Origin of the sequence: Parvibacter caecicola (genome assembly GCF_003725335.1) — a bacterium.
GTDB lineage: Bacteria > Actinomycetota > Coriobacteriia > Coriobacteriales > Eggerthellaceae > Parvibacter > Parvibacter caecicola.
Map to the genome: position 1 here is coordinate 1 of NZ_QIBY01000025.1, position 18,563 is coordinate 18,563.

General features: G+C 62.5%; 15 protein-coding genes and 1 other annotated feature. All 15 genes read left to right on the plus strand.

The window, feature by feature from the left end:
* Positions 1 to 306 precede the first annotated feature (306 nt).
* Entirely contained in the window at positions 307 to 906 is a 600-nt protein-coding gene (locus DMP11_RS09545) for a hypothetical protein (protein WP_123186257.1), read from the plus strand.
* Positions 907 to 994: 88 nt separating this feature from the next.
* Positions 995 to 2,080 carry an isocitrate/isopropylmalate dehydrogenase family protein gene (locus tag DMP11_RS09550; protein WP_235869443.1) on the plus strand — a complete coding sequence of 362 codons (1,086 nt, stop codon included), beginning with the start codon at positions 995 to 997 and terminating at the stop codon, positions 2,078 to 2,080.
* 8 nt (positions 2,081 to 2,088) lie between these two features.
* The gene (gene acnA, locus DMP11_RS09555; protein WP_183621468.1) at positions 2,089 to 4,752 is read left to right on the plus strand and encodes an aconitate hydratase AcnA; all 2,664 of its coding nucleotides are present in this window, start codon (positions 2,089 to 2,091) and stop codon (positions 4,750 to 4,752) included.
* 352 nt (positions 4,753 to 5,104) lie between these two features.
* The gene (locus tag DMP11_RS09560; protein WP_214647014.1) at positions 5,105 to 7,189 is read left to right on the plus strand and encodes a Tat pathway signal sequence; all 2,085 of its coding nucleotides are present in this window, start codon (positions 5,105 to 5,107) and stop codon (positions 7,187 to 7,189) included.
* A gap of 250 nt (positions 7,190 to 7,439) precedes the next feature.
* Positions 7,440 to 8,093, plus strand: a complete 654-nt coding sequence (locus DMP11_RS09565) for a hypothetical protein (protein WP_123186259.1) — start codon at positions 7,440 to 7,442, stop codon at positions 8,091 to 8,093.
* 56 nt (positions 8,094 to 8,149) lie between these two features.
* The gene (locus tag DMP11_RS09570) at positions 8,150 to 10,861 is read left to right on the plus strand and encodes a molybdopterin-containing oxidoreductase family protein (RefSeq protein WP_123186260.1); all 2,712 of its coding nucleotides are present in this window, start codon (positions 8,150 to 8,152) and stop codon (positions 10,859 to 10,861) included.
* Positions 10,851 to 11,480, plus strand: coding sequence for a 4Fe-4S dicluster domain-containing protein (locus DMP11_RS09575; protein WP_123186261.1), 630 nt, complete (start codon positions 10,851 to 10,853; stop codon positions 11,478 to 11,480). Before DMP11_RS09570 ends, DMP11_RS09575 begins: the two co-directional genes overlap by 11 nt.
* Positions 11,481 to 11,492: 12 nt before the next feature.
* Entirely contained in the window at positions 11,493 to 12,305 is an 813-nt protein-coding gene (locus DMP11_RS09580) for a DmsC/YnfH family molybdoenzyme membrane anchor subunit (protein ID WP_123186262.1), read from the plus strand.
* Between the two features lie 70 nt (positions 12,306 to 12,375).
* A complete protein-coding gene (locus tag DMP11_RS09585; RefSeq protein ID WP_123186263.1) occupies positions 12,376 to 13,161 on the plus strand; it encodes a TorD/DmsD family molecular chaperone in 786 nt (261 codons plus the stop codon).
* Positions 13,158 to 13,775 (plus strand): 4Fe-4S dicluster domain-containing protein, encoded by a 618-nt coding sequence (locus DMP11_RS09590; RefSeq protein WP_123186264.1) that lies wholly within the window; start codon positions 13,158 to 13,160, stop codon positions 13,773 to 13,775. The genes DMP11_RS09585 and DMP11_RS09590 overlap by 4 nt, the downstream gene beginning before the upstream one ends.
* Positions 13,776 to 13,787: 12 nt before the next feature.
* The gene (locus DMP11_RS09595; protein WP_123186265.1) at positions 13,788 to 14,666 is read left to right on the plus strand and encodes a 4Fe-4S binding protein; all 879 of its coding nucleotides are present in this window, start codon (positions 13,788 to 13,790) and stop codon (positions 14,664 to 14,666) included.
* Positions 14,667 to 14,806: 140 nt separating this feature from the next.
* Complete coding sequence (locus DMP11_RS09600) at positions 14,807 to 16,390, plus strand: helix-turn-helix transcriptional regulator (protein WP_161555358.1); 1,584 nt, start codon at positions 14,807 to 14,809, stop codon at positions 16,388 to 16,390.
* A 99-nt stretch (positions 16,391 to 16,489) separates the two neighbouring features.
* Positions 16,490 to 16,631: a sequence feature (ribosomal protein L10 leader region), on the plus strand.
* A gap of 60 nt (positions 16,632 to 16,691) precedes the next feature.
* Positions 16,692 to 17,210: a 50S ribosomal protein L10 gene (rplJ, locus tag DMP11_RS09605; RefSeq protein ID WP_123186267.1), complete on the plus strand. Its 519-nt coding sequence runs from the start codon at positions 16,692 to 16,694 to the stop codon at positions 17,208 to 17,210.
* Positions 17,211 to 17,299: 89 nt separating this feature from the next.
* Positions 17,300 to 17,677: a 50S ribosomal protein L7/L12 gene (rplL, locus tag DMP11_RS09610; RefSeq protein WP_123186268.1), complete on the plus strand. Its 378-nt coding sequence runs from the start codon at positions 17,300 to 17,302 to the stop codon at positions 17,675 to 17,677.
* Positions 17,678 to 17,797: 120 nt separating this feature from the next.
* Positions 17,798 to 18,520, plus strand: coding sequence for a tRNA threonylcarbamoyladenosine dehydratase (locus tag DMP11_RS09615; RefSeq protein ID WP_123186269.1), 723 nt, complete (start codon positions 17,798 to 17,800; stop codon positions 18,518 to 18,520).
* The last annotated feature ends 43 nt before the right edge of the window (positions 18,521 to 18,563 follow it).

The following is an 18,563-nucleotide window of genomic DNA, read 5'->3' on the forward strand; positions in this document are numbered from 1 at the left end:
TCGGCAGTTAAGCCCCTCTTCGCCGAAAGTACTGCGGCGCCAGGCCGTGGGAGGATAGGGCGTTCTGCTCGCAGGGGATGCTTTTTTGCGTTCGGGGAGGGCCCTCCGGGGCCCTTCCTGGCTTTTTTTGGGGGGGGGAGCCTTGGCTCTTCTCCGCCTCGCGGGCGCCCTGCCCGCTTTCTCGGCCCCTTCGGGGGCTTTTTTTGTTTTGGGGACGCTCCGCCCGCCGAAGGTGGTGCAAGGGGGTTTTAGTTTGTCCCTATAATATGTTCTGGAATATTTGCGCTTGAAAGGCGGTGGGGAGCTATGGCGAAGCCGGAAGCGATCCTGAACAAGGCTGACGAGGCCATGGAATCTCCCGAGTTGGTGGAAGAATTGGTGGAGGCGCTTTCGGGGGCATCGCGGCGCGAGCGCCAGAAGGCGGCCAGCGTGCTTGCGGTGGTGGCCAAGAAGAAGCCCGAGCTGCTGCAGCCGGCCACCGAGCAATTTGTGGAGGCGCTTAACGTGCCCGAGGCCCAAACCCGCTGGGAAGTGCTGGACGTGCTTACCGAATTGGTGTCGCTGGAGGCGCGCGTGTGCGAGAAGGCGGTGCCGGAAGCAGATGCCGCGCTATTCGATGAGGACAGCGGTCCGGCGCGGTTGGCGGCCATGCGCTTTTTGTGCCGCTTGGGCGCCACTACCGAGAAGCGCTCCGAGAAAGTGTGGCCGCTGATTGACGAGGGCATCCAGTGCTATCACGGCGACCTTGAGTTCCAGGACATGCTGACGGCGGTGGTAGGCTTCTCGGAAGGAAAGCTGGCGCCGGAGGTGAAGGCGGCCTTGAAGGAGCGCATGGGCTTCGACGCCACCAATAGCAAGGGGGCGCTGCAGCGAAAAGCGGCATCCATTGTCCAGAATGTTTCCTAGGGCCCGGTAAACATCATTCGCAATGGCGCTCCAACGGCGCCATTGCGTTTTTATAGGCAGAACAACCCGCGAGGTTTGGAGGAACAGCGTGACCCATCTTGTAACCCTTATTCCCGGCGACGGCATTGGCTTGGAAACGTCGGCAGCCATGCAGGAAGTGGTGGCGGCCAGCGGCGCCCCCATCGAGTGGGAAGTGGCCCCCGCCGGCGCAGCCTGCATGGAAGAGTTCGGCGCCCCCTTGCCGGAGAGCACCATCGAGGCGGTGCAGCGCAACAAGGTGGCCATCAAGGGGCCGGTTACCACGCCGGTGGGCACGGGTTTTCGCAGCGTGAACGTGGCTCTTCGCCAGGCGCTGGATCTGTACGTTAACCTGCGGCCGGTGATGTCCATCCCCGGCGCGGGCGGCCGCTATGACGACGTGAATTTGGTGATCGTGCGGGAAAACAGCGAGGATTTGTACGCCGGCATTGAGTTCGAGGAAGGTTCGGCCCAGGCCAAGGAGCTCATCCGTTTTGTGGAGGAGAGCGGTGCTGGCACCATTCGCCCCGATTCCGGCATCTCCATCAAGCCCATTTCCGTTACCGGCTCTGAGCGCATTGTGGAATATGCCTTCCAATACGCCCAAAAGCATGGCCGCAACAAGGTAACGGCGGTGCACAAGGCCAACATCATGAAGCACTCCGACGGCCTGTTCTTGCGGGTGGCCCGGGAAGTGGCCCAGCGCTACGAGGGCGCGGTGGCCTTCGACGACAAGATCATCGACGCCTGCTGCATGTGCATGGTGCAAGACCCCAGCCAGTTCGACGTGATGGTGTTCCCCAACCTGTACGGCGACATTGCCTCCGATTTGGCGGCGGGCCTGGTGGGGGGCCTGGGAATTGCTCCGGGCGCCAACATCGGCAAGGATTACGCGGTGTTCGAGGCGGTGCACGGCAGCGCCCCCGACATTGCCGGCAAGAACCTGGCCAACCCCACGGCGGAGATTCTGTCTGCTGCCATGATGCTGGATCATCTGGGCGAGCTGGAGGCGGCCGAGCGCATTCGCGCGGCGGTGCGCAAGGTGTACGCCGAAGGCACCTGCCTTACCGGTGACATTCGCCGCGCCACGAAATCGGATGCGGCCCCTGCCACTTGCGCCCAGTTTACCCAAGCGTTGATCGCTGCGATGGAATAGAGGTTTACGTGAGCGAACTGAAGACTCTGAGCACCCTGCAGGCGGGGGAGGGCACCTTCGCCTATTACGACATTACTGCGGTGGAAGGGGCGGAGAAGCTGCCCTATGCCCTGAAGGTGCTGCTGGAGAACGCCTTGCGCAACGCCGCGGACGAGGCGGCGGCCCAGCAGCTGGCCCAGCGTATCGTGGAAGCGGGCCTGGCCGGCACGGTGGGGGACGAGGTGGAGTTTTCCCCGGCCCGCGTGCTGTTCCAGGACTTCACCGGCGTGCCGGTGTTCGTGGACTTCGCCGTGATGCGCGAAGCCTGCCAGCAGCTGGGTGGCGACCCGGCGAAGATCAACCCGCAGATTCCCTGCGACTTGGTGATCGACCACTCGGTGATTGCCGATGAGGCGGGCTGTGCCGGCTGCATGGAGGCCAACATGGCTCTGGAGTTCGGTCGCAACCACGAGCGCTACCAGTTTTTGAAGTGGGCGCAAGAGTCGTTTGAAAACGTGCGCATCGTGCCGCCGGGGCAGGGCATTTGCCATCAGCTGAACATTGAGAAGTTCGCGCCGGTGGTGATGCGCTCCTCGAAGGGGCAGACCGACGGCGCCGGCAACCCGGTGGTGTACTTCGACACCGTGGTGGGCACCGACAGCCATACCCCCACCGTAAACGGCATTGGCGTTTTGGGCTGGGGTGTAGGCGGCATCGAAGCAGAAGCGGCGGCGCTGGGGCAACGCATCACCACGCTGGTGCCGCGGGTCATCGGCATCCGCCTTACCGGCCAGCTGGCCGCTGGCGTGTCGGCCATGGACGTGTCGCTGGCCTTCGCTCAGATGCTGCGCCAAAAGGGCGTGGTGGGCTGCTTCGTGGAGTGCTTCGGCCCCGGCGTGGCGGCACTCTCCGCCACACAGCGCGCGTGCATTTCCAACATGACGCCGGAGTACGGCAGCACCTGCACGTTGTTCCCCGTGGACCAGAAAACCTTGGATTACCTGGCCCTTACCGGCCGCGATGCCCAGCAGGTGGCGCTGGTGGAAGCCTATGCGAAGGCGCAGGGGTTCTGGAACGACGAAGCGGCCCCGCAACGGGCGTACGCGGAAGTTATTGAGCTGGACCTTTCTTCGGTGGAGCCGGCCATTGCCGGGCCGTCGCGCCCCCACGACCGCATTGTGATGGCGCAGGCGGGGCAGCGGTTCAAGGAGATTTGCACCGAACGGGGCCTGGAGCCGAAGACGGTGACCGTGGAGCTGGACGGCGTTGCCCATCAGCTCACTCACGGGGCGCTGGCCATTGCGGCAGTTACCAGCTGCACCACCGCCACCGACCAGGCGATGATGGTGGCCACGGGGCTCATGGCTCGCAACGCCGCCCGCGCGGGGCTGGCCCCCAAGCCGTGGGTGAAAACCATCCTGGCCCCTGGCAGTCGCGCCACCGAGCTGCTGCTGCAGCGGGCGGGGCTGTTGGACAGCTTGCAGCAGCTGGGCTTTTACACCTGCGGTTTCGGCTGCATGAGCTGCATTGGCAACTCCGGCCCCTTGAGCGATGAGATGCACGCGGTGGCGGACCAGATCGAGCTGGCCTCGGTGCTGTCGGGCAATCGCAACTTCGAGGGACGCATTTCCCCCGACGTTTCCCAAAACTACCTCACGGCGCCGGCAAATGTGATTGCCTACGCCATTGCCGGCACTATGGACATCGATTTGGCCCACGACCCGCTGAGTGCCGACGCTGAGGGCAATCCGGTGTACTTCGCCGACATCGTGCCCGACGCGGACGAGGTGGCGGCACTCGTGGAGCAGTTCGTCACCCCCGATTTGTACGAGGAAGGGGCGGCTGACATCTTCGCCGGCGACGAGGCGTGGCAGGCCCTGGGGGCCGAGCCGAGCGACGTGTTCGCCTGGGACGATGCTTCCACCTATGTGCGTCGCCCACCCTATTTCGAGGGCATGACCCGGGAAGTGACGGCGCCGGCGCCCGTGGCGGATGCCTACGTGCTGGGGAACTTCGGCGACTTCATCACCACCGACCACATTTCCCCGGCCGGTTCCATTGCGCTGGAATCGCCGGCGGCGGTTTATCTGGAGGGCCACGGCGTGGTACCGGCCGATTTCAACACCTACGGTGCCCGTCGCGGCAACCATGAGGTGATGATGCGCGGCACCTTCGCCAACGTGAAGCTGCAGAACAAACTGGCCGGCGGCAAGCGGGGCGGCTGGACGCTGGACCAGGTGACGGGCCAGATTGCGCCGGTGTTCGACGCGGCGGTGAGCTACCAGGAAGCGGGCGCGCCGGCAGTGGTGTTGGCGGGCAAGATGTACGGCAGCGGCTCTTCCCGCGACTGGGCCGCCAAGGGCCCCTTGCTGCAGGGGGTGCGGGCCGCCATCGCCGAGAGTTTCGAGCGCATCCATCGTTCCAACCTCATCGGCATGGGCATTTTGCCGCTGCAGTTTGCGGAGGGGCAGAACGCCGACAGCCTGGGGCTTGACGGCACCGAGCGCATCACGGTGGCGCCCATCGATTTCTCGGCGGGGTTGCCCAATCCGGCGGTGGTGAAGGTGACGGCGCGCAAGGCGGACGGCTCTGAGGTGGAGTTCGACGCCACGGTGCGCATCGACACCCCCACGGAGGGCCGCTACTACGAGAACGGCGGCATCCTGCAATACGTCCTGCGCGAGCTGATTTAAGCACGATTGGGGTGCCCGTCTGCCCGTCCCCGCGTGGCGGGCGCCCGCTTTTTCGTAGGGCAGAGATTCTATCTCTGCCTAACGGACGGCCCGCATGTGCTTGCATCCCCGGCAGAGATAGAATCTCTGCCCTACGATTGGCCATGTGTGGCGTGCCAGCCGCGTCGCCCCTTGGCGTCCGATTGGCCATGCGCGGCGTGCCGGCCCCTGCCACGCCGCTTGCCGTACACGGCTCTTTGGGGGATTGCGTGGAATAGGGCCCTTTCGCCTGTGGGACGGGAGGGTCTTTTGTATAGTTGACACTTAATTTATTCGAGCGAACTGTGGACGCATTAGCTTTAAGGAGAAGTGAATGGCATCTGGTTTGGACCAACTGCTGGAGGCTCTGCGGGCTTCGGGCATGAACACTGAGGGCTTCGGTGGCCCGACGGCCTCGGCGGGGGATTCCGCCGGCAGCGCCAGGGCGGGCAGTGCCGGCAGCGGCTCGACCGGGGACAGCTCCAGCAAGGGCAGCGCCGGTGGCTCGGGCAAGGGCGGCTTCGGCGGCGGCCGCGGGCCCGCGATGGGCTTCAACCTGGACTTTCTGGACAAAATGGGGCCGCTTTCCAAGAAGACGGCCATCATCGGCACCATCGTCGTTTTGCTGGTGCTGGCGGCATGCTACTGGTGGTTCCATCCTCCCATCAACATCCACAGCCTGGACACTTGGATGTTCGTGGCCATCGTTATCTTGCTGCCCACCTTCCTGTACTTCGCTTCCCGTTCGCGAGTGTACAAAACCGGCAATGGCAAAACGGTACGCAACGCGGGCAAGTCGAAGCGCTTTCGCGTGCTGTCGTTTATCCCGGTGGCGGTGGCTGCAGTGGGCGTGATTGGCGGCCTGCTGTCCTTCGCCATCATTCCCGGCAATGCCGAGCGCTATTCCAATATCTTGCAAACCGACAACATGGAGTTCGCCCAGGACATCAAAGAGGTGAACTACTCCGAGATTCCCGTAATCGACCGCAACTCCGCCATTTTGCTGGGCAACCGCGAGATGGGCTCCATCCCCGAGTACGTGTCGCAGTTCGAGGTTTCGCCGTTGTACTCCCAGATTAACTACCAGGGCACGCCGGTGCGCGTGAGCCCGCTGGGTTACGCCGACCTGTTCAAGTGGTTCACCAATCGCGAGGCGGGCATTCCCGCATACGCGCTGGTGAACATGACCACGCAGGACGCCGAGATTGTGCGCCTGGGCGACAGTCCCATTCACTACTCCGAGTCGGAGCCGCTGGTGCGCAACATCGATCGCCATGTGCAGCTGAGCTACCCCTTCTACATCTTCGGGGAGAAGTCGTTTGAAATTGACGAAGACGGCCACCCCTGGTGGATTTGCCCGGTGCTGGATTACACCATTGGTCTGTTCGGCGGCGAAACCGTGAGCCGCGTGGTGCTGTGCGACGCCACTACCGGCGAGTGCCAGGACCTGGCGGTGGAGGATTGCCCGCAGTGGGTGGACCGGGTGTTCCCGGCCGAGCTGCTGATTAAGCAGTACAACTGGTACGGCGCCTACCATAACGGTTGGCTGAACTCCTTCCTGGGCCAGGAGGGCGTAGTGCGCACCACGCCGGGCACCGACGGCACGCTGGGCTACAACTACATCGCCAAAGATGACGATGTATGGGTGTACACCGGCGTAACCTCCGCCACCGCCGACAACTCCATCGTGGGCTTTGTGCTGGTGAACCAGCGCACCCAGGAATCCCACTTCTACAGCGTGGCCGGCGCCACCGAGGATTCCGCCATGCAATCGGCCGAGGGCCAGGTGCAGAACTTGCGCTACACCGCTACCTTCCCGCTGCTGATCAACGTGTCGAACCAGCCCACCTATTTCATGGCGCTGAAGGACGGCGCCGGGCTGGTGAAGAAGTTTGCCATGATCGACATTCAGCGCTACCAGAACGTGGCGGTGGGCGACACCGTGGCCGATACCCAGAAGGCTTACGAGGCGCTGCTGGCCACCAACGGCGTGGTGGCGGAAGGGGCCGATGGGGCCACCGACGTGGTGACCGTGACGGGCACCATCCGCTCGATGAACCAAGCGGTTATCGAGGGCAACACCCACTTCTATGTGACGCTGGAAGATAAGGACGGTAACATCTTCGACTTTGCGCTGCCGGGGCTTTTGGACATTGTGGGCTACAAGGTGGGCGACACCATCAACTTCACCTACGTTGAAGCGGGCGGCTCGAACGTGAGCCCGGCCTATTCGATTTTGGGGGACGACGGCCAGACGGAGAACGCCTCCGGCGAGCCGGAGGAGGACGTGGTGCCAACCGATGACGCGGCCGACCCCACCACCCAAGACGTGGCGGCAGGGGAGGATACCCAGGAGGCCCCGGCTACCGAGGGCGCCCCTGATGGGCCGGCGGCCCCCGAGGCGCCGGGCGGGCAATAGGTGGTAGTTCTTCGCCCCAATTGAACGCATGCGAGCGGCCCCCGCTGGGGCCGCTTCCTTTTTGGAGCTCACCCGCAAAACACAGCGCTGAACAGGCAACGGCTCCGGCCATCACCAACCATGGGTGATGGCCGGAGCCGTTGTTTTTTCACCAACAGGGCATTGCTTTTTCATCAATTGCGGGCGTTTCGGCCCTGAGGGCCCACTCGGTAAAGTGCCTTTATCGCAGTTGACGAAAGAGGAGGGGGCCATGAACTCTACGGCCGATCAGCAGCTTGCCGGAGCCGCACCGGAAGCTCCGTCTTTTACCTATGAGGAAGTGAAGGGCGCCCTCGAGGCCAACCATGCGAATACGCTGGTGCTGCTGGACTGCCTGCGCCAGGCTATGGAGCCGCGGCCGTTTCGCGAGGCGGAGGAAGCGGTGGCTGGCGGCGCCTACATGGGGGTGACTATGCAAACGCCCCATGCGCTTTATGACATTTTGCTGGCCCACGGGGCGGTGGAAGCCATTGCAGTGCCCGAAGAAGCGCCAGAGGTGGCGACGGGCGATGCGGACAGCGAGGGGGTGTTGCCGGATCAGCCGGTGGACTACCTGCTGGCCACCACCGAGCTGGGCCGCCGCGCTTTGGAGGAGTTCGAGCCCACCAAGCGCTTCGCCGAGCTGTTGGCCGCCGAGCCGAAGGCCTACGGCCCCGTTTACGAACAAGTGCTTGATTTGTGCATCGACGGGGCCTCGAAAGACGTAATCGAAACGGCGCTGCAGGGGCAGGAAGCCTTGCAGTTTCCCAAGCAAATCTATCCCGGATATTTCATCTCCAAGCTGGAGACCATAGACGGCATCTCATGGGATGGCCTGTGGCGCACCACGGAGCCGGGCCAGCGCATGCGCGCACTGCTGGCCTGATTTCGCACGCTCGCCATCTTTGAGACATAAAAGAGAGAAGGAAAAGGAGGAGGCTTATGAGCCAAGCCACTATGACGCGCCGCGGATTCCTGAAATCCACGGCAGCCATGGGCGCCGTGGCCGCGCTGGGAATTGGAGCGGCCGACAGCCTTGCGGCGGTTGACCAGGCCCATGCGGAAGGCGCGTCCGATGTGAAGATTGTCAAAACCTCGTGCCGCGCCTGCATCGCCAGTTGCGCGGTGCTCGCCCATGTGCGCGATGGCCGCGTGGTGAAAATCGAGGGCAACCCTGAAAGCCCCATGTCTATGGGCGGCGTGTGCGCCAAGGGCCTGGCGGGCATCCAGGCGCTGTACCACCCCAACCGCAACAAGTACCCCATGCGCCGCGTGGGCGAGCGCGGTTCCAACCAATGGGAGCGCATTTCCTGGGAAGAGGCCCTGACGGAAGTGGCCACCAAAATCAATGAAGTGTCCGACAAGTACGGTTCTGAGGCCATTTCGGTTTCCACTGGCGGTGGTGGCAACCCTCACTTCTCCAATGTGAAGCGCTTCGGCGAGGCCATCAACACTCCCAATGTATGGGAGCCGGGCTGCTCGCAATGCTACCTGCCCCGTATGGGCGCTTCGCTTTTGGCCTATGGTGCCGGCAAGCCCAACAACCTGTCGTTCTCGGACTCCAACGGCTGGGACTACTACTACACCGACAGCGCGGTGACCAGCTTGGTGCTGTGGGGCACCGACCCCTCCAACTCGTCGGTGGCCACGGGCGGCCGTGCCCTGGCCGAGCTGCGCAACCGGCCCCAAGGGCTTCGCACGGTGGTGATCGACCCGCGCTACACCCTGGATGCCGCCAAGGCGGAAGTGTGGCTGCCCATTCGCCCCGGCACCGATGCGGCGCTGCTGCTCACTTGGACGAAGTGGATTCTGGACAACAAAAAATACGATGAGGAGTTCTGCCAGACGTGGACCAACATGCCTTATCTGGTGAACCCCCAAACGCGCCTCACCCTCAAGGCTACCGAGGCGGGCCTGCCCGGCACCGATGAGGATTACGTGGTGTGGGACGAGGTGACCGGGGCCCCGGTAGTGGTGGAATTCCCCATGAACGAAGGGGTGAAGCCGGCGCTGTTCGGCACCTACGAGATAAACGGGATGCAGTGCTCTACTGGTGGCCAGCTGCTGCAAGAATCCTGCGAGGAGTGGACGCTGGAGAAGGGCGCAGAAATCTGCTGGCTTGACCCGGAGCAGATTGAGCGGGCGTTGGAGATTTACACCGACGACTCTGGCCAATCGGGCATTATGCAGGGCGTGTGCATCGACCAGTACGCCCAGTCGCAGCAGTGCGCGCTGGGGGCGCTCAACCTGGAGTTTTTGCGTGGCAACGTGGAGAAGCCCGGCACTATGCTGCAGAAGTTCGCCCCGGCCCCTTGCAAGGACCAGTTGGGCAACACCCCGCGCCTGCTTTCCAAGGAAAAGGTGATGAAGCGCTGCGGCACCATCGAGCACAAGGGCATCCTGTGCTGGGATATGGCTCATATCCCCTCGGTGTTCAAGGCCATGAAAGACGGCGACCCGTACCAAATTCACATGTGGATCGAGCGGTCTGGCAACAAACACGTGGTGCTGGGCAACTCTTCTTGCTTGGACGAGATTGTGCCGAAGCTGGATTACGTGGTGCAGTGCTTCATGTACCCCACGGCATTCTCGGTGCTGTGCGCCGACCTGCTGCTGCCCACCACTGAGTGGCTGGAGACGAACCTCACCATCCCGCAGCTGAACACGATTGTCATGCGCCAGGCGGTAACCCATCTATTCGAGACGGTGGAAGAGGGCATCATCTGGACCCAAATCGTGCAGAAGTGCGCCGAGCTGGGCAACACCCATTGCCCGAAGGCCTTCGATAAGGAAGCCTGCATGACCACTCCCTTCTACAAGAACGAGCACGAAAAGCAGCTGCAGCATCTGAATAAGCTGGACATGAGCTGGGACGAGGCTTGCGAGCAGGGCGTGATTAAATGGGCGGAGCCCGAGGAGTACCGCACCTACCTCACCTATCTGAACGAGGATCCGGACAACCCCGGTAAGCCCAAGGGCTTCGGCACCCCTTCCAAAAAGCTGGAAATATACTGCGAGTCGAATATCATTCTGGGTCGCACCGGCGCCCCGTGGTCGCAGTGCGCCGAGGAGAAGCCGCTTATCCTGCCGCCCGCTTCGGCCGATTACGAGCCGCTGTGCTACTACGTGGAGCCGGCGGAGTCGCCCTTGACCGACACTGAGTACCCGCTGGTGCTCACCGAGGGGCGCCTGCCCATGTACCACCACGGCACGCTGCGCAACATTCCCTATCTGCGTGAGATTTATCCGGTGCCGGAGATGTGGATTCATCCGGAAGACGCCGAGAAGTACGGCATCGAAGACGGCACTTGGGTAAACATCGAGAGCCGCCGCGGTAAAACTCACGGCATGGCCCGCGTGACCACCGCCATTGCCAAGGGCGTGGTGTACCAGGAGCGCTTCTGGGCGCCCGAGCTGCTGGACTCCGACGATCCGGGCCAGTCTTACAAGGTGATGAACATCAACGTGCTCACCAAGAACGATCCCCCCTACAACCCCGAGTACGGCACCTACACCCTGCGCGGATTCCAGGTGAAGGTAAGCCCCAGCAACGATGAGATTCTGAACAGCGTGTGGGTGCAGCCGGAGCAGTTCAGCCCCTGGATGCCCGCCCCCAGCGATACGACGGAGGATGTGTTTGACTATGGCGCGTAATTGCATTGTGGTGAACCTGGACCGCTGCACCGGATGCTATGGGTGCGAAGTGGCCTGCAAGATGGAAAACGGCGTGGCCCTGGGCGAACGCTGGTCGAAGGTGCTGGCGGTGGGGCCGGTGGGGGAGTACCCGCACATGACCCGCTACGCGCTGCCCACCTTGTGCCAGCAATGCGAGAACGCCCCCTGCGTTTCGGTGTGCCCCACCGGCGCCAGCTATCGCGATGACAAGACCAACGTGGTGCTGGTGGACAAGGAGAAGTGCATCGGCTGCAAGTACTGCATGATGGCCTGTCCCTATGGCGTGCGCTCGTGGAACAAGTCGGAGCAATGTGTGGAGAAGTGCACCCTGTGCGGCCACCTTACCTCTCAGGATAAGCTGCCCGCCTGCGTGAAAAGCTGCGCGGCCGGCGCCCGCTTCTACGGTGACTTGGACGACCCTTCCTCCGATGTGTCTAAAGAGCTGGCGAAATATGAGGCGGGCGACATCCACACCCTGCAGGATGTGGGCAATGCGCCAGCTACCCATTACATCATGACCAGCATGATTGGAGAGTGGCAAGACCGGGTGGAAACCAAAGGTCATCCCCATACCGCCGCTTACCCCGTTGCAGAATAGATAGGAACACCCATGGAAATTCAATGGTCCCTTGTGCTTTTTACCGCCCTTTCCGGGGCGGGGGCGTGGTTGGTGGCTTGCGCCGGAATCGACGCTTTCAGAGGCTTGGCTAAAAAGGCCGCCTTCCCCGCTATTGTGGCTGGTATCGCCCTTATTGTGGTGGGCGGCATTGCGTCGGCCACTCACCTTTCCCATGTTGACCGCATCATGGCGGTGCTGGCCCATCCGGCCCCCGGCATTTTCCTGGAGGCCCTGCTGCTGGGCATCGACGTGCTGGTGGCCTTGGTGCTTTTGCTGCTGATCAAACGCAACGCCAGCGCTGCTGCTCAAAAGGCGCTGGGCGCGGTGGCCGTGGCAATGGCGGTGGTGTTCAGCTTCTCCTGCGGTTCGTCTTACATGATGGCTTCGCAGCTGGCATGGAACACCGTGGCGCTTCCCCTGGGGTATCTGGGCGGTGCCATGGCCTCTGGCGCGGCGCTGTGGTATTTGCTGTGCGCCATCTGCAAGGAGGGGTCCGACGCCCTTTCCTTCGCCGCCGTGGAAACGGTGGTGGGTGCCGTGGTGGCCCTGGTCACGGTGTTGGCCTTCGGGTTTATGGCCGATGTGATTGGTGGTCAGTCGGCAGTGCTGTTCTGGGTTGGCGTTGTGGTGTGTGGCGCGCTGGTGCCGCTGGCCTGTGGCTTTGCAGGCATGAAGCGCACCTCGGGCGCGCTGTCGCTTTCCCTTGTGGCCGTAATTGGGGCCTTCATCGGCTCTATCGCTTTCCGCGTGCTCATGTGGACGGCATCCGTTGCGGTCATGTCGTTGTTCGGCGTGAGCATTTAGCTTGCAGTTACGGGGCGTCCGGAGGCGCAATTGCCACCGGACGCCCTCCCTTTTCTCAAGGAGTTGCCCCATGGAACAGACCATCGCCTTTGATTTCTCCTCCCCTGATTTCGAGGAGCTGCGCCAGGCCAATGAAGCCCGTGCCGCCTTTGCCCGCTTCTTGGCCGGCCTGTATCTGTACGAGCTGACCGAGCCGCAGATTGAGGCGCTCGCCGCCATAGAGTGCGCGGGGGATGGCTCGGCTATCGATGAAGGGTTGGCGGCCATGAAGGAATACCTTCGCCATCGTCATGGGGGTACTCGCCAAGAGCTGGCCGTGGATTACGCCCGGGTGTTTCTGGGGGCTGGCAATTACGATCGCATTACCGCGCCGCCCTATGAGTCGGTGTTTACCAGCGAAGAGCGCATTCTCATGCAAGACGCGCGGGACGGCGCCCTGTGCTATTATCGCCGCGCCGGGCTTGACCTTCCAGCCGATAACACCACGCCCGAGGACCACCTGGGGTTTGAACTGCAGTTTGCTGCCACCCTGTGCGACCGGGCCAAGGAGGCCATTGAGGCCGGTGATGGCCGCGCCTTACAAGAGACGGTTGCTCTGGGCCGCAGCTTTTTCGCGTTCCACCAGCAAAATTGGTTGCCGCAGCTGTGCGGCGCCATTGACGAATGGGCGCAAACGGACTTTTACAAGCAGCTGGCTACCGTGACCCGCGGCTATGTTGATGCAGAAGCTGCCTATTTCGAGGCGGCTGCATCGCTGCTGGGGCTGGATGAGGAGCCGTGCGAAGTGAGGCCGGCCTGGGCTTCCGAGGAGGAACCGTCGGCCGTCAGCGACCCAGTGGAAGGCGTGCGGCAATGAGCGCCATGACGCGCCGCAGTTTCGTGGGCTTGGCCGCCGTATGCGCGGTGGGGGCCGGTGTGGGCGGATTGGGCACTGCTTTTGCCCAGGGGGACGAGCTTCTGCGGCCACCTGGTGGCCAGGACGAGCGCGCGTTGCGTTCGGCTTGCCTCAAGTGCGATAGGTGTCGTAGTGTGTGTCCCACCGATGCCATCTCGCTTGCATCGGTGGAGGACGGCCTGGTGAGCGCCCGCACCCCCAAGTTGGACTTCCACAAGGGTTATTGCGATTTCTGCGGCAAGTGCATCCAGGTGTGCCCCACGGGGGCGCTGCGCTCCTTCGATGAGACACGTGAAAAGCTGGGGGTGGCAGTAGTGCAAAAAGACCGCTGCCTTTCCTATTTTCAAGGGTGCAATGCCTGCGAAGATTCGTGCGCATTCGGGGCGCTTTCTTTTTCGCAAGGGCATCCCGTCATCGACGGCGGGCTGTGCAATGGCTGTGGCCAGTGCGAGTACGAATGCACCGCTTTGGTGTACGGCACGTTCGCCGGGGGCACTCGCCGCGGCATTGTGGTGCTTCCGCCGCAGGCTGCCGCTGCATTGGGGGGCACCTTGGTGGACGGTGCGAGCGAATAGGGGGTGGCTGAGATGAAGTTGTCTACGAAGCGCACGCTGGCTGCCATTGGAGTATTGGGCCTGGTAGGGGTGGGGCTCGCGGTTCATAGCGGCACGGGCACGCCGTCTGCTTGGGGCATAGCCGACATTGCCGCCATCTGCCCCTTGGGGGCCATCGAGGCCGCCATCGCCTCTCGCACTATCGTTCCTCCGCTGGCTTTGGGGCTGCTGATTTCCGTGCTGCTAGTGGTGCTGGCGGGTCGCGCGTTTTGCGCCTGGGGCTGCCCGGTGCCGCTGCTGCGGCGGCTTTTCGGGTTGAAGGAAAAGAAGACGGACAAGCCGGTTTTGGCCCAGCGCGATGGCGTGAACGACTCGCGCAACTGGGTGCTGGGGGCCACGGTGCTCACCACTGCCGCTTTCGGGTTCCCCGTGTTCTGCCTCATTTGCCCGGTGGGTCTCACGGTGGCCACGTTTGTGGCCCTATGGCACCTCCTGCAGCTGAGCGAAGTGACGCTCTCGTTGGTGGTGTTCCCTCTCATTTTGGTGTTGGAAGTGGTGTTGCTGAGGAAGTGGTGCCATCGGTTCTGTCCCTTAGGTGCGCTGCTTTCTTTGGTGTCGCGGCTGAACCGCACGTTCCGCCCCACGGTTGCAGCATCGGAGTGCCTGCAGTGCAACGGCGCCAGCTGCGCCCGTTGCGTCGAGGTTTGCCCCGAGGGCATCGACCTGCACCACCCGAAATCGTCTGTTTCGCTGGCTGAGTGTACGAAGTGCGGCGAATGTAAGGCGGTGTGCCCGGTAAGCGCAATCAGCTTCCCGTTTTTGGGGAGGAGCGCAGAGGCTCAAGGGGGGATCGCGCCAAAGGGCTCGCCTGCAGTGCAAGAGCCAGAGGAGCAGGAAGCCGCCACAATTTAGCAGGGCCTTAACGGCCGGAGGGGCGTGGGGAAATGGCAGAGGGTGTACAATATGGGCTTTCTGAGGAAAAAGAGCGGCGCCTGGGAATGGCGCGCTCGGGAGCGCTCCAGGGTATCCGGCGGCGTTTAGTGGGGGAGCCTATGTTTAAGCGTTTCGGCGACAACCAAGACTCGTTTGCCTCTAGCAGCGAGCTTGCTCCCACGCGCCTGGGAATGGCGGTGGAAGAGCAATGGCCCGCTTTCAAGCTGGTGGGGTTCGGCTTTTATTATGCCTGGATTTGGATTTCCTACAACAGCAATGTTCTCGTTTCCCCCGGGGCGGCATATTTGCCGCCCGACACTATTTCCCAGACCTATTTGTTCTCTACTTTGGCGCTTTCGCTGGCGCTGGTGGCGCTGTCGATAGGGCGGCGATTTACCGAGAGGATGATGAATCGCGTTTCGGTGGCAGTGGTGGCTTCCCTGGTGGCCGGGCTGGCCACGGTGGGGCTTTACGCCTCATCAGCGCCCGAGGCTTCCGGCGCGCTGTTGGTAGTCTGCGCGGTGCTCACCGGCCTGGGCACTTCAGTTATCGTATTGCGCTTCGGCATCATCTACTCTAAGGTTTCGGCGCGCGATGCGGTTATGTACACGGCGGCATCGTTTGTGTTCGCGTGCATGATTTACTTCGTTGCAATTGGGCTGCCGGCACCGGCCGGCATGGTGATTACGGCCCTGTTGCCGCTCATGGCGGTGGTGTCCACATTGCCGAATGCGGAATTTGCCGTCGAAGAGGAAGCGTTGCCAGAGCGTGCGCCGCGCTCGGCCAACATGTTTTTCGTGCGGCTGCTCATAGCAGTGGCGGTTTTCTCGGTGGTGGTGGGAGTTGCCCGCGGGTTCGCGGTGCCCCATTCCGTGGCTGCCAACATGAACGCCGAGGGAGCAGTGATTGTTTTCAGCTCGGGCGTCGTGGCGGCGGCGTTGTTTTTGCTGGTGGGCTTGCTGCGACGCAATTTCGATGTGGGCCGGCTGTACTATCCCATCATTTTGGTGGTGGCGGCTTGCATCTTGGTCACCCCCCTGGTTGGCGGCGCCGCCTTCGGAGGCCAGTTCGTCACCGTGGGCTACAACTGCTTTGTCCTGGTTATCTGGTGCCTGCTGGCCTATGTGGCCTATTCCTCGCGGCTTTCGCCCATTTTGGTTTTCGGGTTGGGCCGCGGTGCGTCGGCGCTGGGCACTACGCTGGGGTGGATGGTAGGGCTTGCGTTGGTGCGGGCTTACGGAGAAACCGGCCTATCGTTGGAAGTGGTTTCCGTTGCCATGGTGTTCGCCCTTTTGGTGGTGTCCATGTTGGTGCTGAACGACCGCCTTATTGGCGAGGCCCTGCGAGAGGGTAGCAAGGTTGCTTCGGCGCCCGATGCGCCGCAGGGCGAGGGAGACGAAGGAGTTGAAGCGCGGGGTGGTGCGGCCGAGCTTCCGGCCGACGCGGAGCCTTCGGCTTTTGAGGAGCGCAAGCCCGGGCGTTATCAGCAGCGGCTGAGCGCGGTGGCAGAGCGCTGCGGCTTGTCGCCGCGGGAGCGGGATGTGTTCGAACTTTTGGTTCGAGGCCGCTCCATCGACTATATTGCCCAAAACCTCACCATATCGTTCAACACGGCCAAGTCCCACATTCGCCATATCTACGTGAAGGCAGATGTGCACTCCCGGCAAGAGCTTCTGGATATCATCGATCGCGAAGACGAGTGACGGCGCTTTCTTGGGGTTTTGTGGCCAGAGGACGGTTTTTTCCTTGACAGGGGAGAGCGAGGGCGTAATATAGAACAGCTGCTTTAACGGGCAGCAATGAAACCAATAGTTCCGCTACTTAAGACAGCAGGTACCGAGAGGTTTAATCGCGCAAGCGGCCCGCCGAGGTGGTAGATGATTTCGCGACAGTGAATATCTGCGGCCTCCGTCTTCTGGGCGGGGGCCGTTTCTTTTCACAAGTGGCGGCCCACACTTTTGAGGGGCGGAACGCGACTTGATGAAAAGGAGGTGAATTTAGCTCATGCCAAACGCTTCGAACAAAGAGATGCTCGCAAATATCAAGGCCGATCTGGATGCCTGCGGCGCCGTATGGGTGGTGGATTACCGCGGCCTGACGGTGAAGGAGATTCAGGAGCTGCGCAAGATTATTCGCGAAACCGGCTCTACCATGAAGGTTTACAAGAATACTCTGGTGCACCTGGCGTTGAAGGAGGCCGACCAGCCCACCCTCGACGATCTTCTGCAGGGCCCCAGCGCTTTTGTGTTCGCCGGGGCCGACGTTGCCGCTGCCGCCAAGGCGGTGAAGGACTACGCCAAGGGCAACCAAAAGCTGGAGATCAAAGGCGGTTTGATGGAGGGCAAGGCGCTGACTGCCGCCGACGTGGAGGCCATCGCTTCCCTGCCTTCTCGCGAACAGCTCATGGCTCAGATTGCCGGCGCTATCGCTGGCGTGGCCCGTGGTCTTGCCGTTACGGTCAACGGCGTGCCCAGTGGCTTGGCCCGTGCCATCCAACAGGTGGCCGACCAAAAAGCTGCCTAAGGGTAGCAAACCGGGCGGCTTAAAGTGGGCTGCCTGAAACGTTGAGAATTTGCCCTGCTAGCTGCAGGGCCCTTTGAAAGGAAACTAACATGGCTGTTACTCGCGAAGAGATTATTGAGGCTCTCAAGGAGATGACCCTGCTGGAGGCCTCCGAACTGGTGAAGGACATCGAGGAGACCTTTGGCGTGTCCGCTGCTGCTCCGGCTGCTGTGGCCGTGGCTGCTCCGGCTGAGGGCGGCGCTGCTGCCGAGGAGAAGTCCGACTTCGACGTTGTGCTGGAGGGCTTCGGCGACAACAAGATCGCTGTGATCAAGGTTGTGCGCGAGATCACCGGCCTGGGCCTGAAGGAGGCCAAGGAAGTGGTCGAGGGCGCTCCCAAGCCGGTTGCCGAGGGCGTGAACAAGGAGAAGGCCGAGGAGATCAAGGGCAAGCTGGAAGAGGCCGGCGCTGCTGTGAGCCTGAAGTAAATTGGCTTCGTTGGCCTGACGGCTATCGAACCAGTTTGAGCCTGAACGGTTCTGCCAGGACCCCGCTCACGAGCGGGGTCTTTTTGTTGCTAGAATCTTCGTGACGGCAAGGAGGTTGATGTGGAAACCGAAGATGGCTTTACGCGGCTGCGACGTATTTTGGGCGATGCGGGGCTTGAAAAGCTGCAGGGTGCCTGCGTGATGGTGGTGGGCGTTGGCGGCGTTGGCTCCAGTTGCGCCGAGGCGCTGGTGCGCGGCGGCGTGGGGCGTTTGGTTTTCGTGGACGGCGATGCGGTGGCCCCCAGCAACATCAACCGCCAGGCCTTGGCATTTTGCAGCACGGTGGGGCAGCGCAAGGTGGACGTGATGCGGGCCATGGCGGCTGATATCAACCCGGCTGTGGTGGTGGAAACCGTGGATGCGTTCCTGGCGGCCGAGGACGTGCCGGCGCTGTTTGCGAAGGTGAGCCGCCCTGATGTGGTGGTGGACGCCATCGACACGGTTTCGGCGAAGATTGCCCTCGCGCAGTTTTGCCAAGCTGAAAGTATTTGCGAGATTGCCAGCATGGGGGGCGCCAACAAGCAAGACCCCACCACGCTTAAGTTCGCGGACATTTATCAGACGCAGGTGGATCCGTTGGCGCGGGCTTTCCGCAAGCTGGCACGGCAGGCGGGCATCGAACGCTTGCCGGTGCTGTATTCCGACGAGCCGCCGGTGCCGGTGGCGTCGCAGCCGGGGACCGAACGGGGGGAGCGCACCGAGCTGGGCACCATGTCGTACTTCCCGCCCATCATGGGCCAGATGATAGCCAGCTGGGTGATTCGCCGGCTACTGGAGATGTAGGCGTGTCGGGGGGCTGACGGGGGGACGGGGGTAACGTCATATG